This window comes from Parazoarcus communis SWub3 = DSM 12120, assembly GCF_003226565.1.
GTDB classification, from domain to species: domain Bacteria; phylum Pseudomonadota; class Gammaproteobacteria; order Burkholderiales; family Rhodocyclaceae; genus Parazoarcus; species Parazoarcus communis.
This window is the reverse complement of sequence record NZ_QKOE01000004.1, coordinates 259,502-284,509: the sequence shown is the minus strand read 5'-3', so window position 1 is coordinate 284,509 and position 25,008 is coordinate 259,502. Positions and strand designations below refer to the sequence as shown.

Below are 25,008 nucleotides of genomic sequence, written 5' to 3'. Positions count from 1 at the left end.
GGCAAGGATACCTGCTGACCGGATCCACAATTTGACACAGATCAACATTGTATTGCACCGCAAGACCCGGGGAAAGCTCGCCGGCACTGGAACAGGGCATTTCCGGTCATTGAGCCATCCTGCGGCACCGCCACGGTGCAGGACGAAAAAAAAGGGTGCGTATCGAACGCACCCCCAACCCCAACAGAGAGACAAAAATTCCTTGCAGCCTGCTGCACAATCCCTTGTGCAGCAACCTCAAAAACCATGTGCGAAGTATGTCTATTGTCAGCAGTCATCGACTTGACCTAGATCAAACAAGCATGCAGTTGTCGCTCAGGACGCTCCTTTGCCGTCATCGACCGGGCGGGCAGTCGTCTTCTCGGGCTCGGATGGGGGCAACTCTTCCTTGTCGTCGAGCAGCAGGCGATAGGCGGGCCCCTCCATGTCGTCATACTGACCGTTGCGCAAGGACCACCAGAACAGCACGCCGATGATGAATACCAGCACGACCGACAAAGGGATCAACAGGTACAGGCTTTCCATTTACTTGCCTTCTCGCGGCACGCGCTGCAGCCGCATTGCATTGAGTACGACGAGCAAGGAACTTCCGGCCATGCCGATGCCGGCCATCCACGGCGTCACCAGGCCGAGCATTGCCAGCGGCACGGAGGTAAAGTTGTAGGCAAACGACCACCACAGGTTCTGACGAATGATGCGCACCGTACGGCGCGCCAGATCCACCGCCTGCCCCAACCCGGCAAGATTTTCGCTCAACAGCACGATGTCGGCCTGATTTCGCGCCAGGTCCGTACCGCCGCCCATTGCGACCGACACATGCGCCTGCGCCAGAACCGGCGCATCATTGACACCGTCACCCACCATGGCCACCACCGCACCCGGCCGGCCTTGCAAACCGGCAATGTAGGCCTGCTTGCCCTGCGGCGTCATGCCGCCATGCGCATCGACAATCCCCAGCTGACCCGCGACACGCCCGACGACCTGTGGCGCATCGCCGGACAGCACCGACATCGGGATGGCACTCGCACTCAGTCTCGCAGTCAGCACTGCAGCTTCGGCGCGCGGCACATCGGCAAGGCGGAACAGCCCAATCCATCCCTCGCGGGCGCCAAGCGCAACAACCGTCCCCCCTCGCACCTCAAGCGACGCCAGTTCGGCAGGACAGTCCCGACCGATGGCTTCTGCAACGAAGTCGGGACGACCAATCCACATCTGCTGACCCTCGACACAACCGGAAACCCCCTGCCCGGTCACCGCGGCAAGGTCACCAACTGGCGGCAGGACGGCATCGCCTGCGGCCCCTCTCAGGCCTGCGGCAACCGGATGCTCCGAGCCCTGCTCCAGCGCAGCGCCCAACGCGCGCACACGCGTCTCGTCGTAGCCCGCCAGTGGCACGACTTCTTCCAGTGTCATTCGCCCATAGGTCAGCGTACCGGTCTTGTCGAAAACAAAATGGTTGGCATTGGACAAGGTTTCGATTGCATGACCACGGGTTACCAGCACCCCCATGCGCGCCAGCGCATCGGTTGCCACCGTCAAGGCAGTGGGCGTGGCCAGCGACAAGGCGCACGGGCAGGCAACCACGAGCACGGAAACGAACACCCATAGCGCGCGCTGCGGATCAATGAAGTACCACGCCAAACCCGTCGCCGTCGCCAGCACCAGCAGGGTCACGATGAAGATCACCGCAACGCGATCCGACTGCGCCGCGATGCGGGGCTTTTCGGTCGCGGCCCGGTCCATCAGGCGACGGATGGCGGCAAGGCGGGTGGAATCGCCCACCTGATCGACCCGCAATATCAGGGGGCTGGAAATATTGATGCTGCCGCCGGTCAGCACATCGCCAATCCGCTTGCTCACCGGCCGGCTCTCTCCGGTGAGCAAGGATTCATTGGTTTCGCCCTGGCCTTCGATCACCACACCGTCGGCCGGAACGACCTCACCCGGGCGCACCCGCACCCGGTCACCGGGCAACAGTTGCGACACTGGCACGCGCTCGCTGGTCTGATCTGGCCAGGCCGGAAGCCGGTCAGCAAAGGCAGGCAGGACCTTGCCGAGCTCCTCGACGCCGCGAACCGCTTTCTGTCGCGCCAGCATCTCGAGATAGCGCCCGCCCAGCAAGAAGAACACGAACATCGTCACCGAGTCGAAATAGACCTCGGGCCCGTGAGTCAAGGTCGCCCACAAACTGGCAAGAAAGGCGCTGCCCACCCCCAGCGCCACCGGCACATCCATGCCCAGCCGGCGCAGGCGGATGTCACGCACCGCGCGCTGAAAGAACGGCGCCGCCGAATACAGCACCACCGGCAGGGTCAGCAGCAGGCTGGCCCAGCGCATCAAGAGTTCCATCTCGGCGCTCATGTCGCCCTCGCCGGCAACATAGACCGGGAAGGCATACATCATCACCTGCATCATGCCAAAGCCTGCGACGAACACCCGCCACAGCATCGAGCGCCGCTCCTTGTGCGCGATCTGCTCTGACCGTTCGGCATCGTAAGGATAGGCGCGGTAACCAATTGCCTGCACTGCAGCCAGGATGTCCGAGAGCCTGATCTTGCGTTCGTCCCAGCGCACCCGCGCCCGTCGGGTGGCGTAGTTGATCTCGACCGCCGACACGCCGTCCTGACGGGCTACATGCTGCTCGTTGAGCCACACGCAGGCCGCACAAGTGATGCCTTCGAGGATCAGCGAGGCCTCACGCTCGTGCTCACCCACCGGGCGCACGAAACTCTTCTGGAAATCGGGATGATCGAACAGACCAAGTTCCTGCAGCTCGAGCGGCATCGCCTCACGACGCGTCTCGGGCATGGCATCACGGTGGCGGTAATAGTCGATCAGGCCATTGTCGACGATGGACTGTGCGACCGCCTCACAACCGATGCAGCACATGCGCCGATCGCGTCCGTCGATGCGGACGTAATGACGGGTCTCGGGCGGAATCGGCAAGCCGCAGTGATAGCAGTCGCGGTCTTCCTCGACCGCGCTGTAGGAAACGGTTTCTGTATTCATGAAGATGCGAGACACCAGCCGTCGGGCGTGGTTTCCCGCAGGGCACAAAAGTGAAGCGCCCTTTTAGCACATTTGCCCCAAGCGACCAATGCGCCAGATCAGACAAAGCGGCTGTCGGACTTGAGCAACCACAACGCGCCGAGTGGGAAAGCGGACGAACAGGGACGATTCATCCCACCGCCGCAGTAGATCAACCTTGAATCCGACCGCCTCCCAGGGGCAAACTTGCAGCCAGTCCGACTTATTTGGCGGCCATGCGAATGGCGCCATCGAGGCGGATCACCTCGCCATTGAGATAGCTGTTCTCGATGATGTGACGTACCAGCCCGGCAAACTCGGCCGGTTTGCCCAGGCGCGAGGGGAACGGCACCATCTTGCCCAACGAGTCCTGCACCTCTTGCGGCATACCCATCAGCATCGGCGTTTCCATGATGCCCGGGGCAATCGTCATCACACGGATGCCAAAACGCGACAACTCGCGCGCAACCGGCAGGGTCAGGCCAACGATGCCAGCCTTGGATGCCGCATAGCCTGCCTGTCCGACCTGACCATCAAAGGCGGCCACCGATGCCGTGCTGACGATGACGCCCCGCTCGCCGGCCTCGTTGGGGCTGGCCTTGCTCATGACCTCGGCGGCCAGGCGCATCATGTTGAAACTGCCCACCAGATTGATGTTGATGGTGCGGGCAAAGGATTCCAGTCGGTGCGGGGCCTCCCGCCCCACGACTTTCTCGGCCGGTGCGACGCCGGCACAGTTGATCAGCCCATGCAGACCACCAAATGCGGTCACCGCCTTGTCGATCGCAGCCTTGGCACTGGTCTCGTCGGTCACATCAGTCAGCACGAACGCAGCTGCGGCCCCCAGTTCCTGGACCATCGCCTCACCCGCTTGCTGATTGACATCGGCAAGCACCACCTTGGCCCCTGCCTGCACCAGCATCCGGGCGCTTGCAGCCCCCAGACCCGAACCTCCCCCCGTGACCACGAATACGCTGTTCTCGATCTGCATCGTTGTTTCCTCTGGATATCGGCACATGCCGGATGAACAGCACGAAACATAGTTATCGTTAACGTAAACGTCAACTTCTCGAATCGCACAAGAGGCCGGCCATCGCCTGCCTGGCCTGCGACTCGTGCACGGTGGCGGCGCGGTATTCCGGACGACGGGCCAGCGATTCGCGCAGGTGATCGACCAGCAACCTGACCTTGGGTGACAAATGACGCTGCTGCGGAAACACTGCCCAGACTGCGGTATTGGGCGGTTGATGCTCGGCCAGCACAGCATGAAGACGTCCGGCCCGCAGATGCTCGAGAACGTAGTAGTCGGGCAACTGGCACAGACCAAACCCCCGCAATGCCGCATCCAGCACGGCCTGCCCACTGTTGCAACGCCAGTTGCCGCCAACCCTGAGCAACTGCTCTTCACCCGCCGTCTGGAAAACCCAGGTATCCGAGGTGCCAATCAGGCAATCATGGTCGGCCAGGTCAGCCAGCCGCATCGGTATGCCCCGGCGGGCCAGATAGGCCGGCGACGCGCACAGATACATCATGCGCGGCGCGAGTCGGGTCGCAACCAGACGGGAATCGGCCAGACGCCCGAGACGGATCGCCAGATCGTACCCGTCCTGCACGATGTCGAGCAGGCGGTTGGTCAGTTCGATCTCCACCCGCAACTGGGGATGGCGCTCGATGAAGTCATTGACCAGCGGTACGATGAAGCGCTCGCCATAGGTCAGTGCGCAGGTCATGCGCAGCAAGCCCTTGGGCTGCCCACCCAGATCCTGCACCGCGTGCAAGGCCTCATCCAGGCCGTCCTGCAATCGTCGGCAGTGCTGCAGAAAGGTCTGGCCGGTCTCGGTCAGCGATACCCGGCGCGTGCTGCGATAAAACAGGCGGGTCTGCAGTCGCTCTTCCAGCTTGGCCACCAACCGGCTGACATGCGAGGTCGACACCCCGAGTCGTTCCGCGGCAGTCGCAAAATGACCGCTCTCGGCCACTGCGACGAAAGCATCGACGCCCTCCCAACGGCTCATGTCCCTTCCTTTTTATTGCCCAGCAGCAACAATGTATTGTCGCTGCGGAAATTATTCAAGCGCATGCCTTTCCTACAATGGAGAGTCATCACAACCACCCCGACCTCTACAGGACAACCATGATCAAATCCCGCGCCGCCGTCGCCTGGGCTGCCAAGCAGCCGCTCGAAATCACCGAAGTCGACGTCGCCCCGCCGAAAGCCGGGGAAGTGCTGGTACGCATTGTTGCCACCGGCGTCTGCCACACCGATGCCTTCACCCTGTCCGGCGCCGATCCGGAAGGGATCTTTCCGTCCATCCTCGGTCACGAAGGGGGCGGCATCGTCGAAGCGATCGGCGAAGGCGTGACCTCGGTCGCCGTCGGCGACCATGTGATTCCGCTCTATACCCCGGAATGCGGCAAGTGCAAGTTCTGCCTGTCGGGCAAGACCAACCTGTGCCAGGCGATCCGCACCACCCAGGGCAAAGGCCTGATGCCGGACGGCACCAGCCGCTTCAGCAAGAACGGCAAGCCGATCTTCCATTACATGGGCACCTCGACCTTCTCCGAGTACACCGTGCTGCCGGAAATCAGCGTTGCAAAGATCCAGAAGGATGCGCCCCTCGAAAAGGTCTGCCTGCTTGGTTGCGGCGTCACCACGGGAATCGGCGCAGTGCTGAACACTGCCAAGGTTGAGCCGGGCGCCACTGTGGCGGTATTCGGCCTGGGCGGCATCGGCCTGTCGGCCATCATTGGCGCGGCGATGGCCAAGGCCTCGCGCATCGTCGCGGTTGACATCAACCCGGGCAAGTTCGAGATCGCCCGCCAGCTTGGCGCCACCGATTGCATCAACCCGCTCGACTACGACCGCCCGATACAGGAAGTCATCGTCGACCTGACCGACGGCGGCGTCGACTACTCTTTCGAATGCATCGGCAACACCAAGGTCATGCGCTCGGCGCTGGAGTGCTGCCACAAGGGATGGGGTGAGTCCATCATCATCGGCGTGGCCGGCGCCGGAGAGGAGATCTCCACCCGTCCGTTCCAGCTTGTCACCGGCCGGGTGTGGCGCGGCTCTGCCTTTGGCGGCGTGCGCGGCCGCAGCGAACTACCCAGCTACGTCGCCAAGGCGCAGAAAGGCGAGATTCCGCTCGACACCTTCATCACCCATACCATGGGGCTGGAAGACATCAATACCGCTTTCGACCTGATGCACGAAGGCAAGAGCATCCGCACGGTGATCCGTTTCTGATCATGAGCGTGCACCTTGAACAGATCAGCTCCAACCGCTGCCACGGCGGTTGGCTGACACGCTACCGCCATCGCTCTGCCACGCTGGACTGCGACATGGTGTTCGCGGTGTATCTGCCGCCACAGGCCGAAACCCGGACGGTGCCCGCGCTGTACTGGCTGTCCGGACTGACCTGCACCGACGAAAACTTCATGCAGAAAGCCGGCGCTCAGCGCCTGGCCGCTGAGTTGGGCATCGCACTGGTCGCCCCGGACACCAGCCCCCGCGGTGAAGATGTTCCGGGAGACCCGGAGGGTGCCTGGGACTTTGGCCACGGCGCGGGTTTCTACCTGAACGCCACCCTGCCCCCCTACAGCCGTCACTATCGCATGCACGACTATGTGGTGCATGAGCTGCCAGCGCTGCTTGAAGCCCAGCTGCCGCTGAACAACCGACGCAGCATCAGCGGCCACTCGATGGGGGGTCATGGCGCCCTGGTGTGCGCGCTGCGCAACCCAGGCCGTTATCGGGCAGTCTCGGCTTTTGCACCAATCAGTCACCCGATGGACTGCCCCTGGGGTCAGAAGGCGTTTTCGCGCTATCTGGGCGAGGACGAAAGCTGCTGGGCGGCATGGGATGCCACCCGTCTGATCTCAGAGGCCAGCGAGCGCCTGCCGCTACTGGTTGATCAGGGCGAGGCCGACAGCTTCCTGAAAGCGCAACTCAAGCCCGAAGCCTTGCAGATTGCCTGTACCGCGGCCGGTCACCCGCTGAACCTGCGCATGCAGGCCGGCTACGACCACAGCTATTACTTCATTGCCAGTTTCATCGACGACCACCTGCGGCACCATGCCGCCGCACTGCTGGACTGAGCGCATCGGCCTCACCCCGCGAGGGGTGAGGCCCGACCGGACTAGGAATCTGCCGGACTTGCGCGATCCGACCGTCTGACCACCTCTGCACGCAGGCGGCCCACCAGCCGCAAGGCCCAAACAAAGAAGGCTGCCAGCACGAGGCCTTCCACCAGCATCGCCGCCTGAACACCGATACGCGCTGCCAGCAAACCTGCCAGCAAGCCTCCAATGGCATCGAAGCCGAAACGGGTGGAGCTGAAGAAGGACACGACCCGGCCACGCAAATGGTCGGGCGCCATGCTCTGCAGCAGCATGTTCACCGCCACATTGCAGACCGAGATACCAAAGCCCACCGCCGCCATCGCCAGCAGGGCCGGCACCAGCATGACGTTGTAGGCAAACACCAGCAGCCCCACCGCGCTGAGACCTGCGCCGCCGATGACCACCTTGATCAGCCCCGGGAGGCGCTGCCGCGTGGCCAGAAACACCGTGCCGAGAAACGCCCCTGCCCCTGCGGCGCCCCACAGCCAGCCCAGCATGCGGGCATCACCGGCAAAGACATCCTTGGCAAAGACCGGTAGCAGCACGGCGTAGCTCGACGCCGTGATATTCACCGTGGCAAGGATGAAGATCAACATCTTGATCGGATATTCGGTGGTGACGTAACGCAGCCCTTCGGAGAACACCTTGCCCATCGACCCCGCTGCACGCGGCGCGGGTGTCACCCGGATGCGTGCCACGCCGAACGCCAGTGCGCCAAAGGACAAGGCATTGATCGCAAAACAGATCGACTCTGAAGTCAGCCCCAACAGCAGCCCCGCCAACGGCGGGCCAAGAAAGCGCCCGGCATTGAACACCATGGCGTTGAGCGCGAGCGCGTTGGGCAGATCCTCACGACGGCCGACGAAACTGCCGATCTGCGCCTGCCGCAATGGGGTATCGAACGCGGTCAGCACCCCGAGCAGAACTGCCATGGCCACGATCAGCTGAGGGCCGATGGCATCCATCGCGGTCAGGATCGACAGTGTGGCTGCCTGCAGGCCGAGCAGGCCCTGCACGATGATCAGCAGGATGCGCTTGTCGTGGCGGTCGATCCAGGCTCCGGCAAGCGGACCGATGATCAGGATCGGCAGCAAGGAGGCAAACGCGGTAATGCCCAGCAGCGCGACCGAACCGGTCAAGCGGTAGATGAGCCAGGACAGCGCCACCTGCTGCACCCAGGAGCCGAGCACCGAGATCGCTTGACCGAAGAAGTAATAGCGAAAGTTACGATGCGCCAGGGCCCGCAGCGGCCCGGGCCACTGCCGGCCTTCATCACCGGAGGAATCGCTGGAAACACTCAAGAGCCACCCGCTGCAGGGCACCACGGCTGTCGTCAGGATATCCGGGTGCAGAATGAACGATCCCCAACCGGCCGCCCGCTTCAGCGGACAGACGACTTGCAGAATGCAAGAGGGAATGCAGAAAGCACTCAGGCCAGTCAATGGACTGGCCTGAGTGCCTGAAGCTGGTGCTGCTGACCGGAATCGAACTGGTGACCTACTGATTACGAATCAGTTGCTCTACCAACTGAGCTACAGCAGCGAAGAGCGCGGAATATACAACAGCCTAGCGCAGCATTCAAGCGCCTGATCACACCAATCTCGACAGCGCACCGCAATTTGAGACCGACATATGGCGGTACAGATACCGCTTATTCGGATACGGCGTGCCCAAAGCGTCGCCGCAGTCTTAAACTTCTGTCAGACAAGATTGCCGCACTGCAACAGGAGAACTCATGGGACGGCTGACCACTCACGTACTCGACACCGCCAACGGCTGCCCTGGCGCCGGGATCACCGTAACCCTGTTCCGGGTGGACGGCGGTCGCCAGGAGGTGCTGCGCGCGGTCACCAACCATGACGGCCGCTGCGACGCGCCCTTGCTCGATGGCGACGCCTTCACCACCGGCGTCTACGAACTCGTGTTCTCGGCGGGCGACTACTTCAGGCGGCTTGGCGGATCACTGCCGGATCCGCTGTTCGTCGACGAAGTCGTGCTGCGCTTCGGCATCGCCGACGCACACGCGCACTATCACGTACCCCTGCTGGTGTCGCCATGGAGCTACTCCACCTACCGCGGTAGCTGACGGAACACGGGACAACCATGGAAGCTTACCTCCTCGACTGGGCAAACCTGCTGCTGCGCTGGGTGCATCTGATTACCGGCATCGCCTGGATCGGTGCCTCGTTCTACTTTGTGATGCTCGACACTTCGCTGAAGCCCCCAAAGAAGGCCGAGGACGAAAAGCGTGGGGTATTCGGTGAGTTGTGGGCGGTGCACGGCGGCGGTTTCTACTGCAGCCAGAAATTCCTCACCGGCCCCAAGGGCGAGCCCTTGTCACACGACCTGCACTGGTCCAAATGGGAGGCCTACAGCACCTGGTTATCGGGCATGGCCCTGCTGGCCGTGATCTACTGGGTCGGGGCATCGAGCTACCTGATCGACCGTCAGGTCATGGATCTGGCGCCCAGCGCGGCCATCGGTATTTCGGTCGCCTTCCTGATCGCGGGCTGGTTGGTCTATGACCTGCTGTGCCGCACCCTGATGGGCCGCGACAACCTGCTTGCCGCACTCATCTTCATCTTCGTGGTGGTCTGTGACTGGGTCCTGCACCAGGTATTCTCTGCCCGTGGAGCTTACATCCACGTCGGCGCCATGCTGGGCACGATGATGGTGGCCAATGTGTTCATCCACATCATTCCCGGACAGAAACGCATGGTGGAGCAGATCCGCAGTGGCCAGCCAGTGGATCCGCGCCCGGGTCAGATCGGCAAGCAGCGTTCGGTACACAACACCTACTTCACCCTGCCCGTGCTGTTCATCATGATCAGCAACCATTACCCGATGACCTACTCGCACCCGAATGGCTGGCTGGTGCTGGTGGTGCTGATGCTGGCCGGGGTGCTGATACGGCAGTTCTTCGTGCTGCGCCATCGCGGCCAGGTGAAGTGGTGGCTACCCGCTGCCGGAGCGGCGCTGATTGCTGCGCTGATCGTGCTGATGGCACCGAAACCCGTCGACAGCGCCGGCCCGCAGGTCAGCTTCGCCGAACTCAACGGCATCATGATGGAACGCTGCACAGGCTGTCACGCCGCGACCCCGACCTGGGAGGGTTTTGCCCAGCCGCCCAAGGGGGTGATGCTGGAAACGCCTGAACAGATCGGCCAACACGCTGCCAAGATCGCCGAGACGGTCGCCAGCGGCTACATGCCACTGGGCAACCTCACCGGACTGACACCCACCGAAAAAGCCCGGATCGCCACCTGGTTTGCCCAGGGCGCGAGACTGCGCGACTGAGCCCCCACCCCTCACGGGAAGCGGAAGAGACCTATGAACCCAATGCCCACCGACCCTAGCCCGTCACCGATCACCCAGTTGTCGGCACTGGACCGAGCCGAATTCGTTGCCCGCCTGGGCGGCATTTTCGAGCACTCGCCCTGGGTGGCGGAACGCAGCTGGGCCGCGCGCCCCTTCGCTTCGTTCGACACCCTGCACGCGGCGATGGTCGCCACCATGCGCCGCGCCAGTCGTGACGAACAACTGGCGCTGATCCGGGCCCACCCCGAGTTGGCCGGCAAGGAGGCCGAGGCCGGCACCCTGACCCGCGAATCCACTGGCGAGCAGAAAGGCGCCGGGCTGGATCAATGCAGCCAGACCGAGCTGGAACGCCTGCGCACACTCAACGCCGCCTACCGGACGCGCTTCGGGTTTCCCTTCGTGATCGCGGTCAAGGGTCTGACCCGCTACCAGATCATGGAAGCGGTGGAGCGCCGGCTCAATCACGACGCCGAGACCGAATTCGAAACCTGCCTGAACGAGATCGCCCGGATCACCCGCGCCCGACTCGAAGCGCAGTTTGGCTGAACGCCCAGGAGTCCTGCCATGTCACCGTCCACCTTGCCATCGGCTGCCTACCCCCGCGACCTGATCGGCTACGGCCGCAATCCGCCGCAAGCCAACTGGCCCGGTCGTGCCCGCATTGCGGTGCAGTTCGTACTCAACTATGAAGAAGGGGGCGAGAACTGCGTGCTGCATGGCGACGCCGGCAGCGAGCAGTTCCTGTCCGAGTTGTTCAACCCGCCCAGCTTCCCGGACCGCCATCTGTCGATGGAAGGCGTCTACGAGTACGGTTCGCGCGTGGCCGTGTGGCGCTTCCTGCGCGAGTTCGAACGTCGCGGCCTGCCGATGACGATCTTCGGCATCTCGATGGCGCTCGAACGCCACCCCGAAGTCACCGCCGCCTTCCGCGAACTGGGGCACGAGATTGCCTGCCACGGCTGGCGCTGGATTCACTACCAGGGCATGGACGAAGCGACCGAGCGCGAACACATGCGCATCGGCATGGAGATCATCGAGCGCCTGACCGGCGAGCGCCCGCTGGGCTGGTACACCGGCCGCGACTCGCCCAACACCCGCCGTCTGGTCGCCGACTACGGGGGCTTTCTGTACGACTCGGACTACTACGGCGACGACCTGCCATTCTGGACCGAGGTGCAGAAGACCGATGGCCAGCGCGTGCCGCACCTGATCGTGCCGTACACGCTGGACACCAACGACATGCGCTTTGCCCTGCCACAGGGCTTCTCGCACGGCGACGAGTTCTTCGAGTATCTGCGCGATGCGTTCGATGTGATGTATGCCGAGGGTGAGGATCGCCCGGCAATGATGAGCATCGGCATGCACTGCCGCCTGCTCGGACGTCCTGGCCGCTTCCGCGCACTTCAACGTTTTCTCGACCATATCGAGAAGCACGACCGGGTGTGGGTGTGCCGCAGGGTGGATGTCGCACGCCACTGGATCACCGAGCACCCCTACAATCCGGCCCCATAAATCCACCCCACAAGGACAGCCCTCATGGCCAGCCATACCCCCGGCGCCCCGGTTTTTGCGCCCCCAGCCAACCTGCCCGAATGGGCCTCGCGCTCGGTCGACCTTGCCAGCACCCGTCTGGGCGCCCAGGCCTTGTACGCCTCCGACGACTTTTTCGGCGAGGTCGTACGCATGCTCAATCCCGAACCCGCCCAGTTCGTGCCGGGCAAGTTCGACGTCAACGGCAAATGGATGGATGGCTGGGAGTCGCGTCGCAAGCGGGTGGCCGGACACGACTGGGCACTGGTCAAGCTTGGCGTCAAGGGTGTCATCCGCGGCTTCGACGTTGATACCAGCCACTTCACCGGCAACTACCCGCCCGCCGTCTCGATCGAGGCAACCGTCTCCGACAGCGATGATGTCGACGCCTTGAAGGCGGCCACGTGGACAGAAATCCTGCCGCCAAGTGCACTGGGCCCGAACAGCCACCATCTGCTCGAATCCACCAGTGACGCAGTCTGGACGCATCTGCGCGTCAACATGTACCCGGACGGCGGCATCGCCCGTCTGCGCGTCTATGGGCGCCCGGTTGGGGGCCTGGAGAACGCTTTGGCCGGCGCATTGGTCGACCTGCTGGCGATGGAAAACGGCGGCCGCGCCGTCTCGTGGAACGATGCCAGCTTCGGCTCAGCCGCCGCCGCCCTGCTACTGCCTGGTCGCGGTGTCAATATGGGCGATGGCTGGGAGACCCGCCGCCGCCGTGAGCCCGGCAATGACTGGTGCGTACTTGAACTGGGCGCCCCCGGCATCATTGAGAAGATCGAGGTGGACACCGCCTTCTTCAAGGGCAACTTCCCTGATCGCTGCTCGATTCAGGCCGCCCGCGTCAGCGCCGGCACCGACCGCTCGATCACCACACAAAGCCTGTTCTGGGACACCCTGTTGCCCGAACAGAAGCTGACGGCCGACGCCATTCACACCTTCAGCGAGCAGATCACCGCACTGGGCCCGATCACCCATGTACGCTTCAACATTTTCCCCGACGGAGGCGTTTCGCGCCTGCGTCTGTGGGGGAAGGTCGTCAGGGACTGATGCGGACAGCACACATGATCCATTTGCCAGAGACCCAGCACCCGCAACGCGAGCTCCTGCCACAGCCGCTCAGCAGCGAGACCTTTGCACCGTTCGGCGAGGTCATCGAAGCCAGCGCGGCCGTCCACCATTTCACCATCAACGCCGGCAATACCGAGCGCTACCACGACCTTGCCCGCATCGAACCGGGCGCGGATGGGCGCGTGATCATCTCGATCTTCCGCGGTCAGCCTCGCGCCCTGCCGTTCAAGGTGGAGATGATGGAGCGCCATCCGCTGGCATCACAAGCCTTCGTACCACTCTCCGGCCGTCCCTACCTGGTGGTGGTGGCGCCGCCGGGCAAAGCGCCAGGCGTCGAGGACCTGCAGGTTTTTCTTGCTCGTGGCGATCAGGGCGTGAACTACGCCACCGGGGTCTGGCACCACCCGCTACTGGCGCTGGATGAGGTGTCGGACTTTCTGGTCATCGACCGCAGCGGCCCAGGGCACAACTGTGACGAAGTGGCCCTGGAACCGGCAGGCGTCATCACCCTGCGGGGGTGAATCTGGGGCGCACCCGGGCTGAACCGATGGCATGACCTCAGCGCAGTCGGTCTGCCCTGACGTTCAGCGCAGGCCGTCGGCCCCCGGCACAGGGCGTCCTGACTTGTCGTCCAAGTCAGTTGGCGCCTCCGCACTGGAGAGACCACCGTACTCGGCGTCGGCTGCGATGTCGGAGAACTCGTCCAGCGGTCGCTGATCCGGACCCAGTGACGGCGCAACGGCAGCGCCTGGTTCGGTCGGCGCGTCCTGCACCCCGGGCTCGACGCGATCGTCGCCGATGACCGTATCGGCCTCAGCCGCGAGTGCTGCTGCGGAAGGTTCGGTATCCGCGCTGGCAAAGGCCATGCCCGCAGCCCCGGCGGCGGCACCTGCAAGTGCAGCGCCGGCAACATCGGCCGACGAGGTCTGCCGTGCACTGCCGGCAATCACCTCACCCCGCCCCGCAGCGTCCGCGTTGTTGCCCAGCAACATGTTGGACACACGATCCTTGAACAGCTCTCGCGCCGAACCGGCCGACAACTGCTCATAGCCTGAGGACAGGTGTTCGAACAGCTCCTTGTACGAACCCGCCATCGACACAAACAGGGTCGCGGTCTTGTCGAAGTGCTTTTCGACCTCGCGCTTGTAGCCGCTGATCTCGTCCTTCTGCCGTGTAACCTCGGCTTCGAGCGCCTCGATGCGCTCACGTGCGCCGCTGAAACGACGCCCGGCAAAGAACCCAACCAGACCCGCCAGGACCACCGCAAAAATGCCCACCAGCCATGCTGTCTGTTCAGTCATGAAAACAAACCCTCCCATTGCTGGCCGGCCTGATCGACGAAGACCGGCTCGCGGTCACTGCCCGTAGCGGACCGCAGGGTTGATGACAGGCTTTTCCTCACCGGAAACAGCCGCATGCCGGCAGTATACCTGCATCCGCCTCAGTCTTGCCGCGGGCCGGGCAGGCGTCGGTTGCTGCGCAGGGTCCAGAGACTGGTCAGCAGCAGCCCCATGCCGATCATCAGCATGCCGAGCAGCTCTGCGCTGCTTGGGCGTTCTCCCAGTTCGATCCAGCCCGCGAGCGCCCCGATCAAGGGAATGCCCAAGGCCGATAGACCCGCGATACCGGCCGACAGGTGCTGCAGCACATACAACCACAACAGCCAGGCCAGACCGGTGGCAAACAATGCGTTGAAGGCGAGCGCACCAAAGAAATAGGGGGACGGATCGATGGGACGGGACGGATGCAGCAGCGCGAGCGCCGCCAGCGCCAGCGCACCGAACAACATCTGCCAGGCGGTCAGCACCAGCAAGTCGACCGAACAGGTCCGCCGGATGCGCTTGACCTGGATGGACGACAGCGCCCAAACCACGCCGGCGCCGACCGCGAGCAGATTGCTACTCACGCTGCCACGCATGGTCCAGGGCTCCAGGATCAGTCCAAGCCCACACGCGGCGATACCCAGGGCCACCCACTCGACACCACGGACCCGCTCATCCAGTAGCCACCACGCCAAAGGCATCAGCCAGAACGGCATGGTATAGACCAGCACCGCCGTTTTGCCGGCGCCGCCGGACACCAGCGCCCACTGCACCATCGCCGTGAACGCACCCGTCTGCAGCAAGCCCAGTACCAGCACCTGGCGAAAGGCGGGCAGACGCATCGGCCGGCGCAACACCAGTACGACCAGGAATAGCGCGGCGGCGGCCAGCAAGGTGCGGATCGCCGAGAAATCGAGCGGATCGACGTAACGGATGACCTGCTTCATCACCACCCAGTTATAGCCCCAGATCAGTGACATCAATGCCAGGGCAGCCCACGCCAGTGGCGAGGGACGTGTTGAGTTCATTCCACCATCCAGAGAAATTGAGCGAGAAAGCGGTGCGTCATTCACCACCCGCGGGTCGGACGACACGCGCTGGTTGAAGTAGATCAGGAATGCTGCATCACAACAATATGCAAAAACCGATGTTGCGCATTCCGCCCCGCAATCATGCGTCGGACGCGAGCCCTTGCGCACAGCGGAGACGGTGACGGGTAAACTGCCGCCATGCCCAAGTTCAGCGCCAACCTCTCGCTGCTTTTTACCGAGCATGCCTTCCTCGATCGCTTTGCCGCCGCGGCGCGTGCCGGCTTCACTGCGGTCGAGTGCCAGTTTCCCTACGCCTTCGACAAGCACGAGATCGCTGCCCGGCTACGCAAGCACCAGCTGCGCATGGTGCTGCACAACCTGCCTGCAGGAGACTGGGCTGCGGGTGATCGGGGCATTGCCTGCGATGCCGGACGTATCGACGAGTTTCGCCACGGTGTCGAACAGGCCATCACCTACGCGACAACACTGGACTGCCCACAGCTGAACTGCCTGGCTGGCATCCCCCCTTCAGGTCAGGCGGGCGCGGTCTCGCGCGAAACCTTCGTCGCCAACCTGCGCTACGCGGCCGATGCACTGAAGGCGGCAGGACTGCGGCTGCTGATCGAACCCATCAATACCCGCGACATCCCCGGCTTCTACCTCCACACCAGCGCCCAGGCCCTGGCGCTGATTGACGCGGTCGGCAGCGATGCCCTGTTCCTGCAATACGACATCTATCATGCACAACGCATGGAAGGCGAACTGGCAGCCACCATCGCGGCAACCTTGCCGCATATCGGGCACATGCAGCTGGCCGACAATCCAGGGCGCCATGAGCCTGGCAGCGGCGAGATCAACTTCGCCTGGCTGCTGCCGCATATCGATGCACTGGGCTACACAGGCTGGGTGGGCTGCGAATACCATCCCGCAGCGGGCACCGAGGCCGGCCTGCGCTGGCTGGAGGCCTTCCGGCGCTGACGTTCCCGCCGCGCTGCCGCCCTAAAGGAGGGCCGCCCTGCCCGTGCGCCCCGGATCAGAGCCTTGCCCAATAGGCGGGATCTCCGAAACAGCCTTTCAGGTGGTCGATGAAGGCGCGCACCCGCAGTGCAAGATTGCGTCGGTGCGGGAACACCGCGTAGATACCGTTGGGCGCAGCGGCGTGGGCATCCAACACCGAGACCAGACGCCCTGCTCGCAGGTCTGCGTCCACCTCCCATCGCGAGCGCCAGGCCAGCCCCTGCCCGGCCAGCGCCCACTCATGCAGCACGGCGCCATCGTTACATTCCAGCCGCCCGCCGACCTTGACGATGATCTGCGAGCCGTCCGCAGCGGAAAACTGCCAGCCGCGCTGCGGGCCGAGCGACAAACAAACATGCTGCTCCAGGTCATCAGGCGTTTCCGGCACGCCATGACGCGCCAGGTAGTCTGGACTGGCCACCACCACCCGGCGGTTCTCCGCCAGGCGGACCGACACCAGACTGGAGTCTGCCAACTCGCCGATACGCACCGCGCAATCCAGGCCCTCATTCGCCAGATCAACCAGGCGGTCGCTGAGATCAAGGCTGCAACTGACCTCCGGATTGGCCGCCAGGAAGTCACGCACCAGCGGCGCCACATGACGACGGCCAAAACCGGCAGGCGCCGAAATGCGCAGGTGACCGCTGGGCTTGACCCCACCCAGGCTGACCGCGGCCTCGGCGTTGGACAGATCATTGAGCACGCGCTGGCAGTCCTCGAGAAAGGCACTGCCCTCAAAAGTGAGTGAGATGCTGCGCGTGGTGCGCACCAGCAACTTCACCCCAAGGCGCTGCTCCAGCGCATCGAGACGGCGTCCGACCACGGCTGGGGTAATGCCCGCAGCGCGCGCCGCCGCCGACAGACTGCCGCGCTGCGCAACCGAGACAAAGCTTTCGAGCTGTTTGAGCTGATCCATTTTGTACTAAAAGTATAAGATCACTTGATCATATCGCTTCTTCTGGATGATCTGCATACACAATAGACTGCTGAGCATGAACATCGCGGACGTGGCGGACCTTGCCGATACGGCAACCCCGCCCCCGTCCCTTGTCACCGCTCACGATCATCACAAGGACGCCATCCATGAGTCTCATCCTGCCCCACGGCATGCAGATCAACGCCCCGCTCCATCCCCGCTTCGAGCAGATCCTGAGCCCGCAGGCACTGGATTTTGTTGCTCGCCTGCATCGCGCGTTCGAACCCCGTCGTCGCGAACTGCTGGCCGCCCGTGTGGATCGCCAGGCACGCATCGACGCGGGCGAGATGCCCGGTCTGCTGCCCGAGACCCGCCACATCCGCGAAGGCGACTGGAAAGTGGCGCCCCTGCCCAAGGCGCTGGAATGCCGCCGGGTGGAAATCACCGGGCCGGTCGAGCGCAAGATGATCATCAACGCCTTCAACTCCGGCGCCGATTCCTACATGACCGACTTCGAGGACTCGAACAGCCCGAACTGGTTCAACCAGATCCAGGGTCAGGTCAACCTCTACGATGCGGTGCGGCGCGAGATCACCTATACCAACGAGGCTGGCAAGGAGTATCGCCTCAACGACAAGATCGCGGTGATGCAGGTGCGCCCGCGCGGCTGGCATCTGGACGAAAAGCACGTGCTGATCGACGGCGAGCGCGTTTCCGGTGGCCTATTCGATTTTGCGTTGTTCTTCTTCCACAACGCCCGGGAGCAGATCGCCCGCGGCGCCGGCCCCTTCTTCTACCTGCCCAAGCTCGAGAGCCATCAGGAGGCTCGTCTGTGGAACGACATCTTCTGCATGGCCCAGGATGCGCTCGACCTGCCGCGCGGCACCATCAAGGCCACCGTGCTGCTGGAAACCATCCTCGCCACCTTCGAAATGGAAGAAATCCTGTACGAGTTGCGGGAACACTCGGCCGGCTTGAACGCGGGGCGTTGGGACTACATCTTCTCGTGCATCAAGAAGTTCAAGAAGAACCAGAACTTCTGCCTCGCCAACCGCGGCCTGATCACCATGGAAGTGCCCTTCATGCGCAGCTATGCGCTTGCCCTGGTGCAGGCCTGTCACAAGCGCGGCGCACCGGCGATCGGCGGCATGAGCGCACTGATCCCGATCAAACACGATCCGGAAGCCAACGAGAAGGCCCTCGCCGGCATCCGCCACGACAAGAACCGCGACGCCAGCGACGGCTATGACGGCGGCTGGGTCGCACATCCGGGCCTGGTGCCGATCGCCATGGAAGCCTTCACCAAAGTGCTCGGCGATCGCCCCAACCAGTGGGACAAGCAGGTTGAAGGCGACTTCACCCCGGCGCAGTGGCTGGACTTCCGCCCCGAACAGCCCATTACCGAGGCGGGTCTGCGCAACAACATCAACGTTGGCATTCACTACCTGGGCAGCTGGCTGACTGGCAATGGCTGCGTGCCCATCCACAACCTGATGGAAGATGCCGCCACCGCCGAAATTGCTCGCGCCCAGGTGTGGCAGTGGGTGGTCAGCCCCAAGGGCGTGCTCGACGACGGTCGCAAGGTCGACGCCCCCTTGGTGCGCGCGCTGATCGTTGAGGAGTTGGCCAAGGTCAAGACCGTGGTTGCCGCCCAGGGTGACGACACCACAAGCTATGACCAGGCCGCCGGCATCTTCGAGAACATGAGCCTGACCGAGAACTTCCCGGAGTTCCTGACCCTGCCCTTGTACGAAGCCATGGCTTGATCGTCATCACCGGGCAGGCGGCGGCGCCCCCTTGAAGGCGCCGCCGCCACCGATCGCTCAGGGACAAACCTGGCTGGTCGGCCGCCCACGTGCATCCACGACGGTATCCTTGGCCAGGGAGAAATAGGGATCGCACTCCGGTGCCGCGGCGGCGGTCTCGAGTTCAAGCACAACCGCGGCGCCCTCGCGCCCTTGGGCATCGATGGTGCGCACCTCGTAGCGGTAGCGGGTTTGCGGCATGAGCGCACCGTCGGCCCAGCTGTAACCCTCTACCGTCGCACGCAACACGGGTGTTCCGCCCGCGTCAGCACGATAGACGCGATAGCCTTGCGCACCGTCGACCGGCGTCCACGCCAGCGCAGCCTGCGTGGCAGAGCGGTCGATCAAGCGCGCCTGCAGTACCGGCGCCCCAGCCTGAACCCTGCCCTCTCCACCTCCCGCCAGCCGTTCGACCATGCGCCATACCGCTGCAATCTGAAGACCGTCGCGCGTGGCGTAGCGACCGGTCATATCAAAAGCATAGTCATTGTAGCCCCACCAATCCCAGCAACCCTGAGGGTTGAACGGAGTGATCGGTACTGCGACGGTCGCCTCGGCCTGCGGATAAAGCACGACGATACGGTTGCCATCAGCCCATTCGTTGAGACCCGCATGGTCTACAAAAGCACGCCCGACACGGCCCGCCTGCTGCTGGCAACCATGAAAGGCAATGTGCAGACGGCAAGGCTCGCCGGCGGCGCAGGCTGCAGGGACATATACATAACCACGATCGGCCATCGAGGCCCGGATCGGCGTCAGCGGCTTGCCGGCACGTTGTACATAGGGCGTCTGGTCGTACTCCAGCATCTGCCCGCTCAGCGCACCGACCGTGCGCGTCAGCGGTCCATAAAAAAACTGCAGCGCAGCCCCTGCGGCGTCATAGACCGGCGCCGGGGCCGGTCCGTCAGTGCAGACGTTGATGAAGTTGCTGCCAGTCGTCGAGCACGGGTTGCAGCTGCTGCCTTGCTCCAGCGGGCAACTGGCGGAGATCTGCGCATGTGCCGCACGCAGTTCGTTTTTATAGAAGACCTGTTCGGCCGGCACGAATGCCGCGTACCAGGCCTGCAAGGCGTCACCCACCGGACGCTTGACGATACCGTCGTTGTAACCGTGGAACAGCCAGATGCGCTGGGTGGCAAGATGAGCGACATCATCGATCAGGCCGCGGGCGGACCATGCCCGGGTGGCCGCCGTCATCGTATCCAGATCGGCCGCGCTGATCGGCCGTACCGGATAATCCGGATCGCCCTGCATGCAGCGCGCGATCACTCGGCTGACTGCTGCCCCCGCCCACGAATCCCGGCCTGCGCAAAAATAGGGCCCGCCCGCGGTCGCAGCCACCCCCCGGACCGCTGACGAATGCGCGGTACCGAACTGCACCGCCATGTAGGCGCCTGATGAGATGCCGGACACGGTAATCTGATCGCGCTCGAGCACCAGCGCCGGCAGATCGACCGGTGACTGAGCCAGACCTGGCATCGTCAGTCCGGACAGGAACAACACCGACAGTGTTCGGACAAAAATCGTCTTGCTCATGGCCTGGCTCCAGTTGCGCAATGCAATATGCAAACCGGAAGATAGACCTTGATCATGCAAACAGCAAGTCCGCACGCGCGCCGAGGCTGTCAGGGCAGCTAACAACCCGGACGGCACATGAGCACAGGCTCAGCTACCGTCCGGCAGTCGGTCAACCCTCGTCGTCGAGCGCCCGCACCGCAGCCACCGCAGACTCGTTGCAGTGCAAGTAGCGCGACGCATTAAGCCAGTCCCGGCTGGGGTAGTAGGAAAACACAAACTGCCCCTCCTTCAAGTCATCGATCAAGCGTCGGGCCACCCCATCGGACACTGCCGGACACCCCTGACTGCGACCGAGCCGACCGTTTTCGGCAATGAAATCGGGCCCCACATAGGGCGCGCCGTGGATGACGATGGCGCGCTCGTAGGCCTTGTCATTGATGCCCGGCTCCAGCCCTTCCATGCGCAAGGAATACCCATTCCGCCCGGTATAGGTTTCACCCGTGCGGAACAACCCCAGACTGGTCTGGTTGCTGCCGACCCGGTTGGAGAACGCCGTTGCCAGTTCATCGCCGGTATTGCGACCATGTGCAACCAACTCTTCGTGCAACACCTGACGCGACCTGAGGTCGAACACCCACATGCGCGGCACATTGGAGGACAGCGAATAGTCGATCACCGCCAGACGATCTGACGCAGGCACGCCCGACGAGGTCGCACACTGCAGCGCAGACAAGGCCAGTTTGAGTACGCGCGGCGACAAGGCCGGGGCCGCAGCGGACAACTGCGCCTCCAGCAGCGTATCGGGTGGAGCGGCGACCGACGCGGTGGAATGAAGGGCGAACGAAACGCCCACAGGCAACCCCAGCAGCAGGGCTGCTCGACGAAAAAATGCGCTCATGCGTGAATTTTGTCCGGCTTGGCGTGAATTGACCCGCGTTCAAACGCAAGGCATCCATCTTGTATGTCAATATCGTTGGAAAGCATCCGCTGGTGCAGAAGCTTTTGCACAAACAGGCCGAATCTTATCAGGCAGTCGATGAATTCTCAGATGGAAAAAAGGGCAAACCTCACAATCCGGGCTATCCTGCTGATCTGCATGGTCTTTTCGGCCTTGCAGACAGTGCGCGCGGCCAACGCTGACGAAGCGCTTCGAGACGCCATCCGGCAGACATTCGAAGCTGCCCCTGAGCTGCGCGAGACGGACGTATCCGGGGTTTACGCCAGGCGCGCCTATACGCCCTTATGGCAGTCCCCGACACGGCGTGAACAACTGCTCACCGCACTTGCCGATCTGACTCACGACGGCCTCGACCCCGAGCACTATGCGCTGTCACAGCTGCGTCAGGACTTCGCGCACGCCAGCAATACCGAACACCGGCTTGCCGCCGAACTCGCAGCCACCCGCAATTGCCTGCTTGCACTCACCCACCTCCAGCATGGCGTGCTGGACCCCGTGCGCGATGGTGGCTACTGGCGCGGCCCAAACGGAGCAGCCCCCACGCTCCCCGCGGCCACCGAGGCCCTCGCCGCACTGGCTGACAACGACCTGGATGCGCTGTTCGCGCGTTTCCGGCCCAGCACCCCGCTCTACCTCAAGCTGCGCGAGGCGCTGATTACCGCCCGACAGGCGGCACCAAACGCGTGGCCGCAAGTCCCCGCCGGCCTCACGATCAAACCAGGCAAGCGCGATGATCGCCTGCCCGGCCTGCGTACGCGCCTGATTGCCAGCAGGCACCTGGGCAGCGAACACGCGGCCGGAGATCAGATGGACGACGCCTTAGTCGAGGCAGTCAAGACCTTTCAGCGCGAGAACGGCCTCGAAGCCGATGGCGCTGTCGGGCCAGCAACCCTGCACGCACTCAACATGACGCGGGAAGCCCGACTCTCGAGCCTGCGCATCAACCTCGAGCGCGCCCGATGGATCGCGCCGCATCAGCGCGGCAATCATGTGATGGTGGACGTCACCGGCTACCGACTCAGCTACTTCAGCGATCAGACCGAGCGCTGGCATGCTCGCACCCAGGTTGGCATGCCGTCCCGTGAAACCCCCGAGCTGTTCTCACGGATCACCCATCTCACCGTCAACCCCACCTGGACAGTGCCGCCGACCATTCTCAAAAAGGATATCGTCCCCAAGGCCAGCACCGACCCGAACTACCTCGCCAGCCGCAACATTCGCGTGTTTGACCGTGACGGTACTGAACTGGACCCGGCCACCGTCGACTGGAGCCGCCCAGGCAACCTGACGCTGCGCCAGGACTTTGGCGATGGCAGTGCCCTGGGCAAGGTCGCCATACGCTTCGCCAACCCCTACGCCATCTACCTGCACGACACCCCCAACCAGCGCCAGTTCAGACGGGCCCAGCGCACCTTCAGCTCCGGCTGCGTTCGGGTGGAGAACGCACTCGACCTGGTCCAACTGTTGCTGGAGCCGGGTGGAGACAGCCATCTGGCCCGCTTCGACAAGGCGCTGACGAGCGGCCGGACAGGCAACCTGAACCTTCCCCAGCCCGTCCCGATCATCGTCGCCTACCTCACCGCTGGTCCTGACGACAACGGCCGTATCGTCTTCCGACAGGACATTTACAAACGCGATGCGATGCTCAGCGCAAAGCTCGATCAAGCTGGAAAATCGATCGCTGACAAAAAACTTTAACTTTTTTCTTGATCTTCGAGCGATCATTGTTTATAGTTCTGTTTCTCCGACGCGGGGTGGAGCAGTCTGGCAGCTCGTCGGGCTCATAACCCGAAGGTCGCAGGTTCAAATCCTGCCCCCGCAACCAAACAAAGCAAAAGGGCTTACGCAATGCGTAAGCCCTTTTGCTTTGTAGGCCTGGCTTCATATCATCCAGCCCCAATTCGTATCACGCGGCGCAGTGTTTGCACGCCCACAAACCGGCGCACTCGAAACATTCATACGAGCGCACAAACTTGTTAATGGCAAACCCGTCGATGGGTTTAGCCTTCAAGACCAACAACCCGCGGAAACGGCGTCTACGCCTCCGCTCCGACCAGGCACTCGTTGGAAGCGACCTTGCTTGAATCCCTAGCCCTCTACTTCGGCCTGTTCATCACCGCCTTTGGCGCGGCAAGCCTTCTGCCCTTGCAGTCGGAAGCCCTGCTAGCGGGTTTGCTGGTACTGGGCTCACAGCCAGCATGGGCACTTGTTGCCGTCGCCACGACCGGCAACGTCATGGGATCGATGCTGAACTGGCTGCTCGGCCGCTATATCGAACGCTGGCGCCAACACCGCTGGTTTCCCGTAGGTGAAGGCACATTGCAGCGCGCTCAGCGCACGTATCACCGCTACGGACGCTGGTCACTTCTGCTGAGCTGGATGCCGATCATCGGTGATCCGCTGACTGTCGTCGCTGGCATCATGCGTGAGCCGCTCTGGAGCTTCACCCTGATCGTGCTGATCGCCAAGCTCGGCCGCTACCTTGTACTGGCCGCCATCACGCTGGGATTTCTAGGAGGCTGTCGGACTTGAGCGATCGTAGCGAGCCGGGGAGGAAAACGAGGACAGATTCGGCCGTTTTTAAGACGCATTTCATTCCATGCAACGAACAAACGGGCGGATATGAACCGTTTCTCCCACTGGCGCAGCAGATCGGCCTCAAGCCCGACAGCCTCCTGGGATAAGGCGCATCCTGAGCGGGCGGACTTCCTGGGTTCAGCATTTGGTCGGTTCAAGCCATGACGCGTGACCAACTGGAGCCCTAATTTCATCGGTTACGCTTTGACGTTTGGGTGTAAGGTGAGCGACGGGCAACAGCAATCCCGCCTAGTCGCGTTCATGCTTGGTTGCCGATCGATTACGCCCGGGTTGCGGCGCACTGAGTTGCAGCCCGCACGCCCCCGCCCCCGGAGACCCTTCATGACGATCCAACCCGACCCATCTGCAGCCCTGCCAACGGAAGCCGAGTTAATGGCTGCGCCGGAAAGCGATTACATGAGCCCCAGGCAATTGAGCTTCTTTCGCGCCCGCTTATGTGCCGAACGCGACGCGCTGCTCTCATCCGCTCGAAGTACCACGCTGCATCTGCAGGAGTTCGAGAGTACACCAGACCCCTCCGACCGCGCCTCGCTGGAAGAAGATCACACGCTGGAACTACGCGTACGTGACCGGGAACGTAAACTGCTGCACAAGATTGACGAAGCCCTGCAACGCATCGACAACAACGCTTTTGGCTGGTGCGAGGAAACAGGCGAACCAATCGGCATCCCGCGCCTTCTCGCCCGGCCAACTGCGACTTACACCCTCGAGGCCCAGGAGCGTCACGAACAGCGACGCAAACGCCTGGGTGGATGAGCGGCAAGACTGCATA

General features: G+C 63.2%; 24 protein-coding genes and 2 tRNA genes. 15 read left to right on the top strand and 11 right to left on the bottom strand.

What is annotated here, in order from left to right; translation table 11 throughout:
- Nucleotides 1-315: 315 nt before the first annotated feature.
- The 4 genes from ccoS to DNK49_RS08365 all read right to left on the bottom strand — a co-directional run bounded on the left by ccoS (nucleotide 316) and on the right by DNK49_RS08365 (nucleotide 5,042).
- Nucleotides 316-525, bottom strand: a complete 210-nt coding sequence (gene ccoS / locus DNK49_RS08380) for a cbb3-type cytochrome oxidase assembly protein CcoS (protein WP_110523876.1) — start codon at nucleotides 523-525, stop codon at nucleotides 316-318.
- Nucleotides 526-3,009 (bottom strand): heavy metal translocating P-type ATPase, encoded by a 2,484-nt coding sequence (locus tag DNK49_RS08375; RefSeq protein ID WP_110523875.1) that lies wholly within the window; start codon nucleotides 3,007-3,009, stop codon nucleotides 526-528.
- Nucleotides 3,010-3,250: 241 nt separating this feature from the next.
- On the bottom strand, nucleotides 3,251-4,018 hold the full coding sequence (locus DNK49_RS08370; RefSeq protein ID WP_110523874.1) for an SDR family NAD(P)-dependent oxidoreductase: 768 nt from the start codon (nucleotides 4,016-4,018) through the stop codon (nucleotides 3,251-3,253).
- A 70-nt stretch (nucleotides 4,019-4,088) separates the two neighbouring features.
- Nucleotides 4,089-5,042 (bottom strand): LysR substrate-binding domain-containing protein, encoded by a 954-nt coding sequence (locus DNK49_RS08365; RefSeq protein WP_110523873.1) that lies wholly within the window; start codon nucleotides 5,040-5,042, stop codon nucleotides 4,089-4,091.
- Between the two features lie 119 nt (nucleotides 5,043-5,161).
- On the opposite strand from DNK49_RS08365, the gene DNK49_RS08360 reads away from it, so the two are divergent.
- On the top strand, nucleotides 5,162-6,274 hold the full coding sequence (locus DNK49_RS08360; protein WP_110523942.1) for an S-(hydroxymethyl)glutathione dehydrogenase/class III alcohol dehydrogenase: 1,113 nt from the start codon (nucleotides 5,162-5,164) through the stop codon (nucleotides 6,272-6,274).
- A gap of 2 nt (nucleotides 6,275-6,276) precedes the next feature.
- Nucleotides 6,277-7,125 carry an S-formylglutathione hydrolase gene (gene fghA, locus DNK49_RS08355; protein WP_110523872.1) on the top strand — a complete coding sequence of 283 codons (849 nt, stop codon included), beginning with the start codon at nucleotides 6,277-6,279 and terminating at the stop codon, nucleotides 7,123-7,125.
- Nucleotides 7,126-7,166: 41 nt separating this feature from the next.
- Here fghA and DNK49_RS08350 read toward each other — a convergent pair whose 3' ends face one another.
- Nucleotides 7,167-8,450 (bottom strand): MFS transporter, encoded by a 1,284-nt coding sequence (locus tag DNK49_RS08350; RefSeq protein ID WP_243632279.1) that lies wholly within the window; start codon nucleotides 8,448-8,450, stop codon nucleotides 7,167-7,169.
- Nucleotides 8,451-8,615: 165 nt separating this feature from the next.
- Nucleotides 8,616-8,691 (bottom strand) — tRNA-Thr (locus tag DNK49_RS08345).
- A 193-nt stretch (nucleotides 8,692-8,884) separates the two neighbouring features.
- Between DNK49_RS08345 and uraH the strand changes: the two genes are divergently transcribed.
- From uraH to DNK49_RS08315, 6 genes are read left to right on the top strand one after another with little or no spacing between them, the layout of a single operon-like run.
- On the top strand, nucleotides 8,885-9,235 hold the full coding sequence (gene uraH, locus DNK49_RS08340; protein WP_110523871.1) for a hydroxyisourate hydrolase: 351 nt from the start codon (nucleotides 8,885-8,887) through the stop codon (nucleotides 9,233-9,235).
- Nucleotides 9,236-9,252: 17 nt separating this feature from the next.
- Nucleotides 9,253-10,446 carry a urate hydroxylase PuuD gene (locus DNK49_RS08335; protein ID WP_110523870.1) on the top strand — a complete coding sequence of 398 codons (1,194 nt, stop codon included), beginning with the start codon at nucleotides 9,253-9,255 and terminating at the stop codon, nucleotides 10,444-10,446.
- A 42-nt stretch (nucleotides 10,447-10,488) separates the two neighbouring features.
- On the top strand, nucleotides 10,489-11,013 hold the full coding sequence (gene uraD, locus DNK49_RS08330) for a 2-oxo-4-hydroxy-4-carboxy-5-ureidoimidazoline decarboxylase (RefSeq protein ID WP_110523940.1): 525 nt from the start codon (nucleotides 10,489-10,491) through the stop codon (nucleotides 11,011-11,013).
- An 18-nt stretch (nucleotides 11,014-11,031) separates the two neighbouring features.
- Nucleotides 11,032-11,979 carry an allantoinase PuuE gene (gene puuE, locus DNK49_RS08325; protein WP_110523869.1) on the top strand — a complete coding sequence of 316 codons (948 nt, stop codon included), beginning with the start codon at nucleotides 11,032-11,034 and terminating at the stop codon, nucleotides 11,977-11,979.
- Nucleotides 11,980-12,003: 24 nt separating this feature from the next.
- Nucleotides 12,004-13,050 carry an allantoicase gene (gene alc / locus DNK49_RS08320; protein WP_110523868.1) on the top strand — a complete coding sequence of 349 codons (1,047 nt, stop codon included), beginning with the start codon at nucleotides 12,004-12,006 and terminating at the stop codon, nucleotides 13,048-13,050.
- Nucleotides 13,051-13,064: 14 nt separating this feature from the next.
- Entirely contained in the window at nucleotides 13,065-13,592 is a 528-nt protein-coding gene (locus DNK49_RS08315; RefSeq protein WP_110523867.1) for an ureidoglycolate lyase, read from the top strand.
- Nucleotides 13,593-13,655: 63 nt separating this feature from the next.
- Here DNK49_RS08315 and DNK49_RS08310 read toward each other — a convergent pair whose 3' ends face one another.
- Both DNK49_RS08310 and DNK49_RS08305 read right to left on the bottom strand, forming a co-directional pair.
- Entirely contained in the window at nucleotides 13,656-14,372 is a 717-nt protein-coding gene (locus DNK49_RS08310; protein WP_110523866.1) for a Z-ring associated ZapG family protein, read from the bottom strand.
- A gap of 140 nt (nucleotides 14,373-14,512) precedes the next feature.
- A complete protein-coding gene (locus tag DNK49_RS08305; protein WP_110523865.1) occupies nucleotides 14,513-15,421 on the bottom strand; it encodes a DMT family transporter in 909 nt (302 codons plus the stop codon).
- Between the two features lie 201 nt (nucleotides 15,422-15,622).
- Between DNK49_RS08305 and hyi the strand changes: the two genes are divergently transcribed.
- Nucleotides 15,623-16,402 carry a hydroxypyruvate isomerase gene (hyi, locus tag DNK49_RS08300; protein WP_110523864.1) on the top strand — a complete coding sequence of 260 codons (780 nt, stop codon included), beginning with the start codon at nucleotides 15,623-15,625 and terminating at the stop codon, nucleotides 16,400-16,402.
- Between the two features lie 55 nt (nucleotides 16,403-16,457).
- On the opposite strand, the gene DNK49_RS08295 is transcribed toward hyi, so the two are convergent.
- Entirely contained in the window at nucleotides 16,458-17,357 is a 900-nt protein-coding gene (locus tag DNK49_RS08295; protein WP_110523863.1) for a LysR family transcriptional regulator, read from the bottom strand.
- Between the two features lie 167 nt (nucleotides 17,358-17,524).
- Between DNK49_RS08295 and aceB the strand changes: the two genes are divergently transcribed.
- Complete coding sequence (aceB, locus tag DNK49_RS08290; RefSeq protein ID WP_110523862.1) at nucleotides 17,525-19,123, top strand: malate synthase A; 1,599 nt, start codon at nucleotides 17,525-17,527, stop codon at nucleotides 19,121-19,123.
- Nucleotides 19,124-19,180: 57 nt separating this feature from the next.
- Here aceB and DNK49_RS08285 read toward each other — a convergent pair whose 3' ends face one another.
- Both DNK49_RS08285 and DNK49_RS08280 read right to left on the bottom strand, forming a co-directional pair.
- Nucleotides 19,181-20,698: an extracellular catalytic domain type 2 short-chain-length polyhydroxyalkanoate depolymerase gene (locus DNK49_RS08285; RefSeq protein WP_110523861.1), complete on the bottom strand. Its 1,518-nt coding sequence runs from the start codon at nucleotides 20,696-20,698 to the stop codon at nucleotides 19,181-19,183.
- Between the two features lie 151 nt (nucleotides 20,699-20,849).
- A complete protein-coding gene (locus DNK49_RS08280; RefSeq protein WP_110523860.1) occupies nucleotides 20,850-21,578 on the bottom strand; it encodes a murein L,D-transpeptidase catalytic domain family protein in 729 nt (242 codons plus the stop codon).
- 59 nt (nucleotides 21,579-21,637) lie between these two features.
- Here DNK49_RS08280 and DNK49_RS24090 point away from each other — a divergent pair, with 59 nt between their 5' ends.
- The 5 genes from DNK49_RS24090 (at nucleotide 21,638) to dksA (ending at nucleotide 24,992) form a co-directional block, all read left to right on the top strand.
- Nucleotides 21,638-21,820, top strand: coding sequence for a hypothetical protein (locus tag DNK49_RS24090; RefSeq protein WP_165843293.1), 183 nt, complete (start codon nucleotides 21,638-21,640; stop codon nucleotides 21,818-21,820).
- Entirely contained in the window at nucleotides 21,777-23,336 is a 1,560-nt protein-coding gene (locus tag DNK49_RS08275; protein ID WP_165843292.1) for a L,D-transpeptidase family protein, read from the top strand. The genes DNK49_RS24090 and DNK49_RS08275 overlap by 44 nt, the downstream gene beginning before the upstream one ends.
- Before the next feature lie 50 nt (nucleotides 23,337-23,386).
- Nucleotides 23,387-23,463, top strand: a tRNA-Met gene (locus DNK49_RS08270).
- A 251-nt stretch (nucleotides 23,464-23,714) separates the two neighbouring features.
- A complete protein-coding gene (locus DNK49_RS08265; RefSeq protein ID WP_110523939.1) occupies nucleotides 23,715-24,170 on the top strand; it encodes a YqaA family protein in 456 nt (151 codons plus the stop codon).
- Between the two features lie 387 nt (nucleotides 24,171-24,557).
- A complete protein-coding gene (gene dksA, locus DNK49_RS08260; RefSeq protein ID WP_110523858.1) occupies nucleotides 24,558-24,992 on the top strand; it encodes an RNA polymerase-binding protein DksA in 435 nt (144 codons plus the stop codon).
- Nucleotides 24,993-25,008 lie beyond the last annotated feature (16 nt).

What these genes read in the sequence shown, in the direction of transcription:
- dksA (WP_110523858.1), top strand. Translation starts at nt 24,558, where the DNA reads ATGACGATCCAACCCGACCCATCTGCAGCCCTGCCAACGGAAGCCGAG.
- DNK49_RS08315 (WP_110523867.1), top strand. Translation starts at nt 13,065, where the DNA reads ATGATCCATTTGCCAGAGACCCAGCACCCGCAACGCGAGCTCCTGCCA.
- DNK49_RS08360 (WP_110523942.1), top strand. Translation starts at nt 5,162, where the DNA reads ATGATCAAATCCCGCGCCGCCGTCGCCTGGGCTGCCAAGCAGCCGCTC.
- alc (WP_110523868.1), top strand. Translation starts at nt 12,004, where the DNA reads ATGGCCAGCCATACCCCCGGCGCCCCGGTTTTTGCGCCCCCAGCCAAC.
- DNK49_RS08295 (WP_110523863.1), bottom strand. Translation starts at nt 17,357, where the DNA reads ATGGATCAGCTCAAACAGCTCGAAAGCTTTGTCTCGGTTGCGCAGCGC.
- DNK49_RS08280 (WP_110523860.1), bottom strand. Translation starts at nt 21,578, where the DNA reads ATGAGCGCATTTTTTCGTCGAGCAGCCCTGCTGCTGGGGTTGCCTGTG.
- DNK49_RS08305 (WP_110523865.1), bottom strand. Translation starts at nt 15,421, where the DNA reads ATGAACTCAACACGTCCCTCGCCACTGGCGTGGGCTGCCCTGGCATTG.
- uraH (WP_110523871.1), top strand. Translation starts at nt 8,885, where the DNA reads ATGGGACGGCTGACCACTCACGTACTCGACACCGCCAACGGCTGCCCT.
- DNK49_RS08365 (WP_110523873.1), bottom strand. Translation starts at nt 5,042, where the DNA reads ATGAGCCGTTGGGAGGGCGTCGATGCTTTCGTCGCAGTGGCCGAGAGC.
- DNK49_RS08370 (WP_110523874.1), bottom strand. Translation starts at nt 4,018, where the DNA reads ATGCAGATCGAGAACAGCGTATTCGTGGTCACGGGGGGAGGTTCGGGT.
- fghA (WP_110523872.1), top strand. Translation starts at nt 6,277, where the DNA reads ATGAGCGTGCACCTTGAACAGATCAGCTCCAACCGCTGCCACGGCGGT.
- DNK49_RS08285 (WP_110523861.1), bottom strand. Translation starts at nt 20,698, where the DNA reads ATGAGCAAGACGATTTTTGTCCGAACACTGTCGGTGTTGTTCCTGTCC.
- DNK49_RS08310 (WP_110523866.1), bottom strand. Translation starts at nt 14,372, where the DNA reads ATGACTGAACAGACAGCATGGCTGGTGGGCATTTTTGCGGTGGTCCTG.
- DNK49_RS08275 (WP_165843292.1), top strand. Translation starts at nt 21,777, where the DNA reads ATGGTCTTTTCGGCCTTGCAGACAGTGCGCGCGGCCAACGCTGACGAA.
- puuE (WP_110523869.1), top strand. Translation starts at nt 11,032, where the DNA reads ATGTCACCGTCCACCTTGCCATCGGCTGCCTACCCCCGCGACCTGATC.
- aceB (WP_110523862.1), top strand. Translation starts at nt 17,525, where the DNA reads ATGAGTCTCATCCTGCCCCACGGCATGCAGATCAACGCCCCGCTCCAT.
- DNK49_RS08375 (WP_110523875.1), bottom strand. Translation starts at nt 3,009, where the DNA reads ATGAATACAGAAACCGTTTCCTACAGCGCGGTCGAGGAAGACCGCGAC.
- hyi (WP_110523864.1), top strand. Translation starts at nt 15,623, where the DNA reads ATGCCCAAGTTCAGCGCCAACCTCTCGCTGCTTTTTACCGAGCATGCC.
- ccoS (WP_110523876.1), bottom strand. Translation starts at nt 525, where the DNA reads ATGGAAAGCCTGTACCTGTTGATCCCTTTGTCGGTCGTGCTGGTATTC.
- DNK49_RS08335 (WP_110523870.1), top strand. Translation starts at nt 9,253, where the DNA reads ATGGAAGCTTACCTCCTCGACTGGGCAAACCTGCTGCTGCGCTGGGTG.
- uraD (WP_110523940.1), top strand. Translation starts at nt 10,489, where the DNA reads ATGCCCACCGACCCTAGCCCGTCACCGATCACCCAGTTGTCGGCACTG.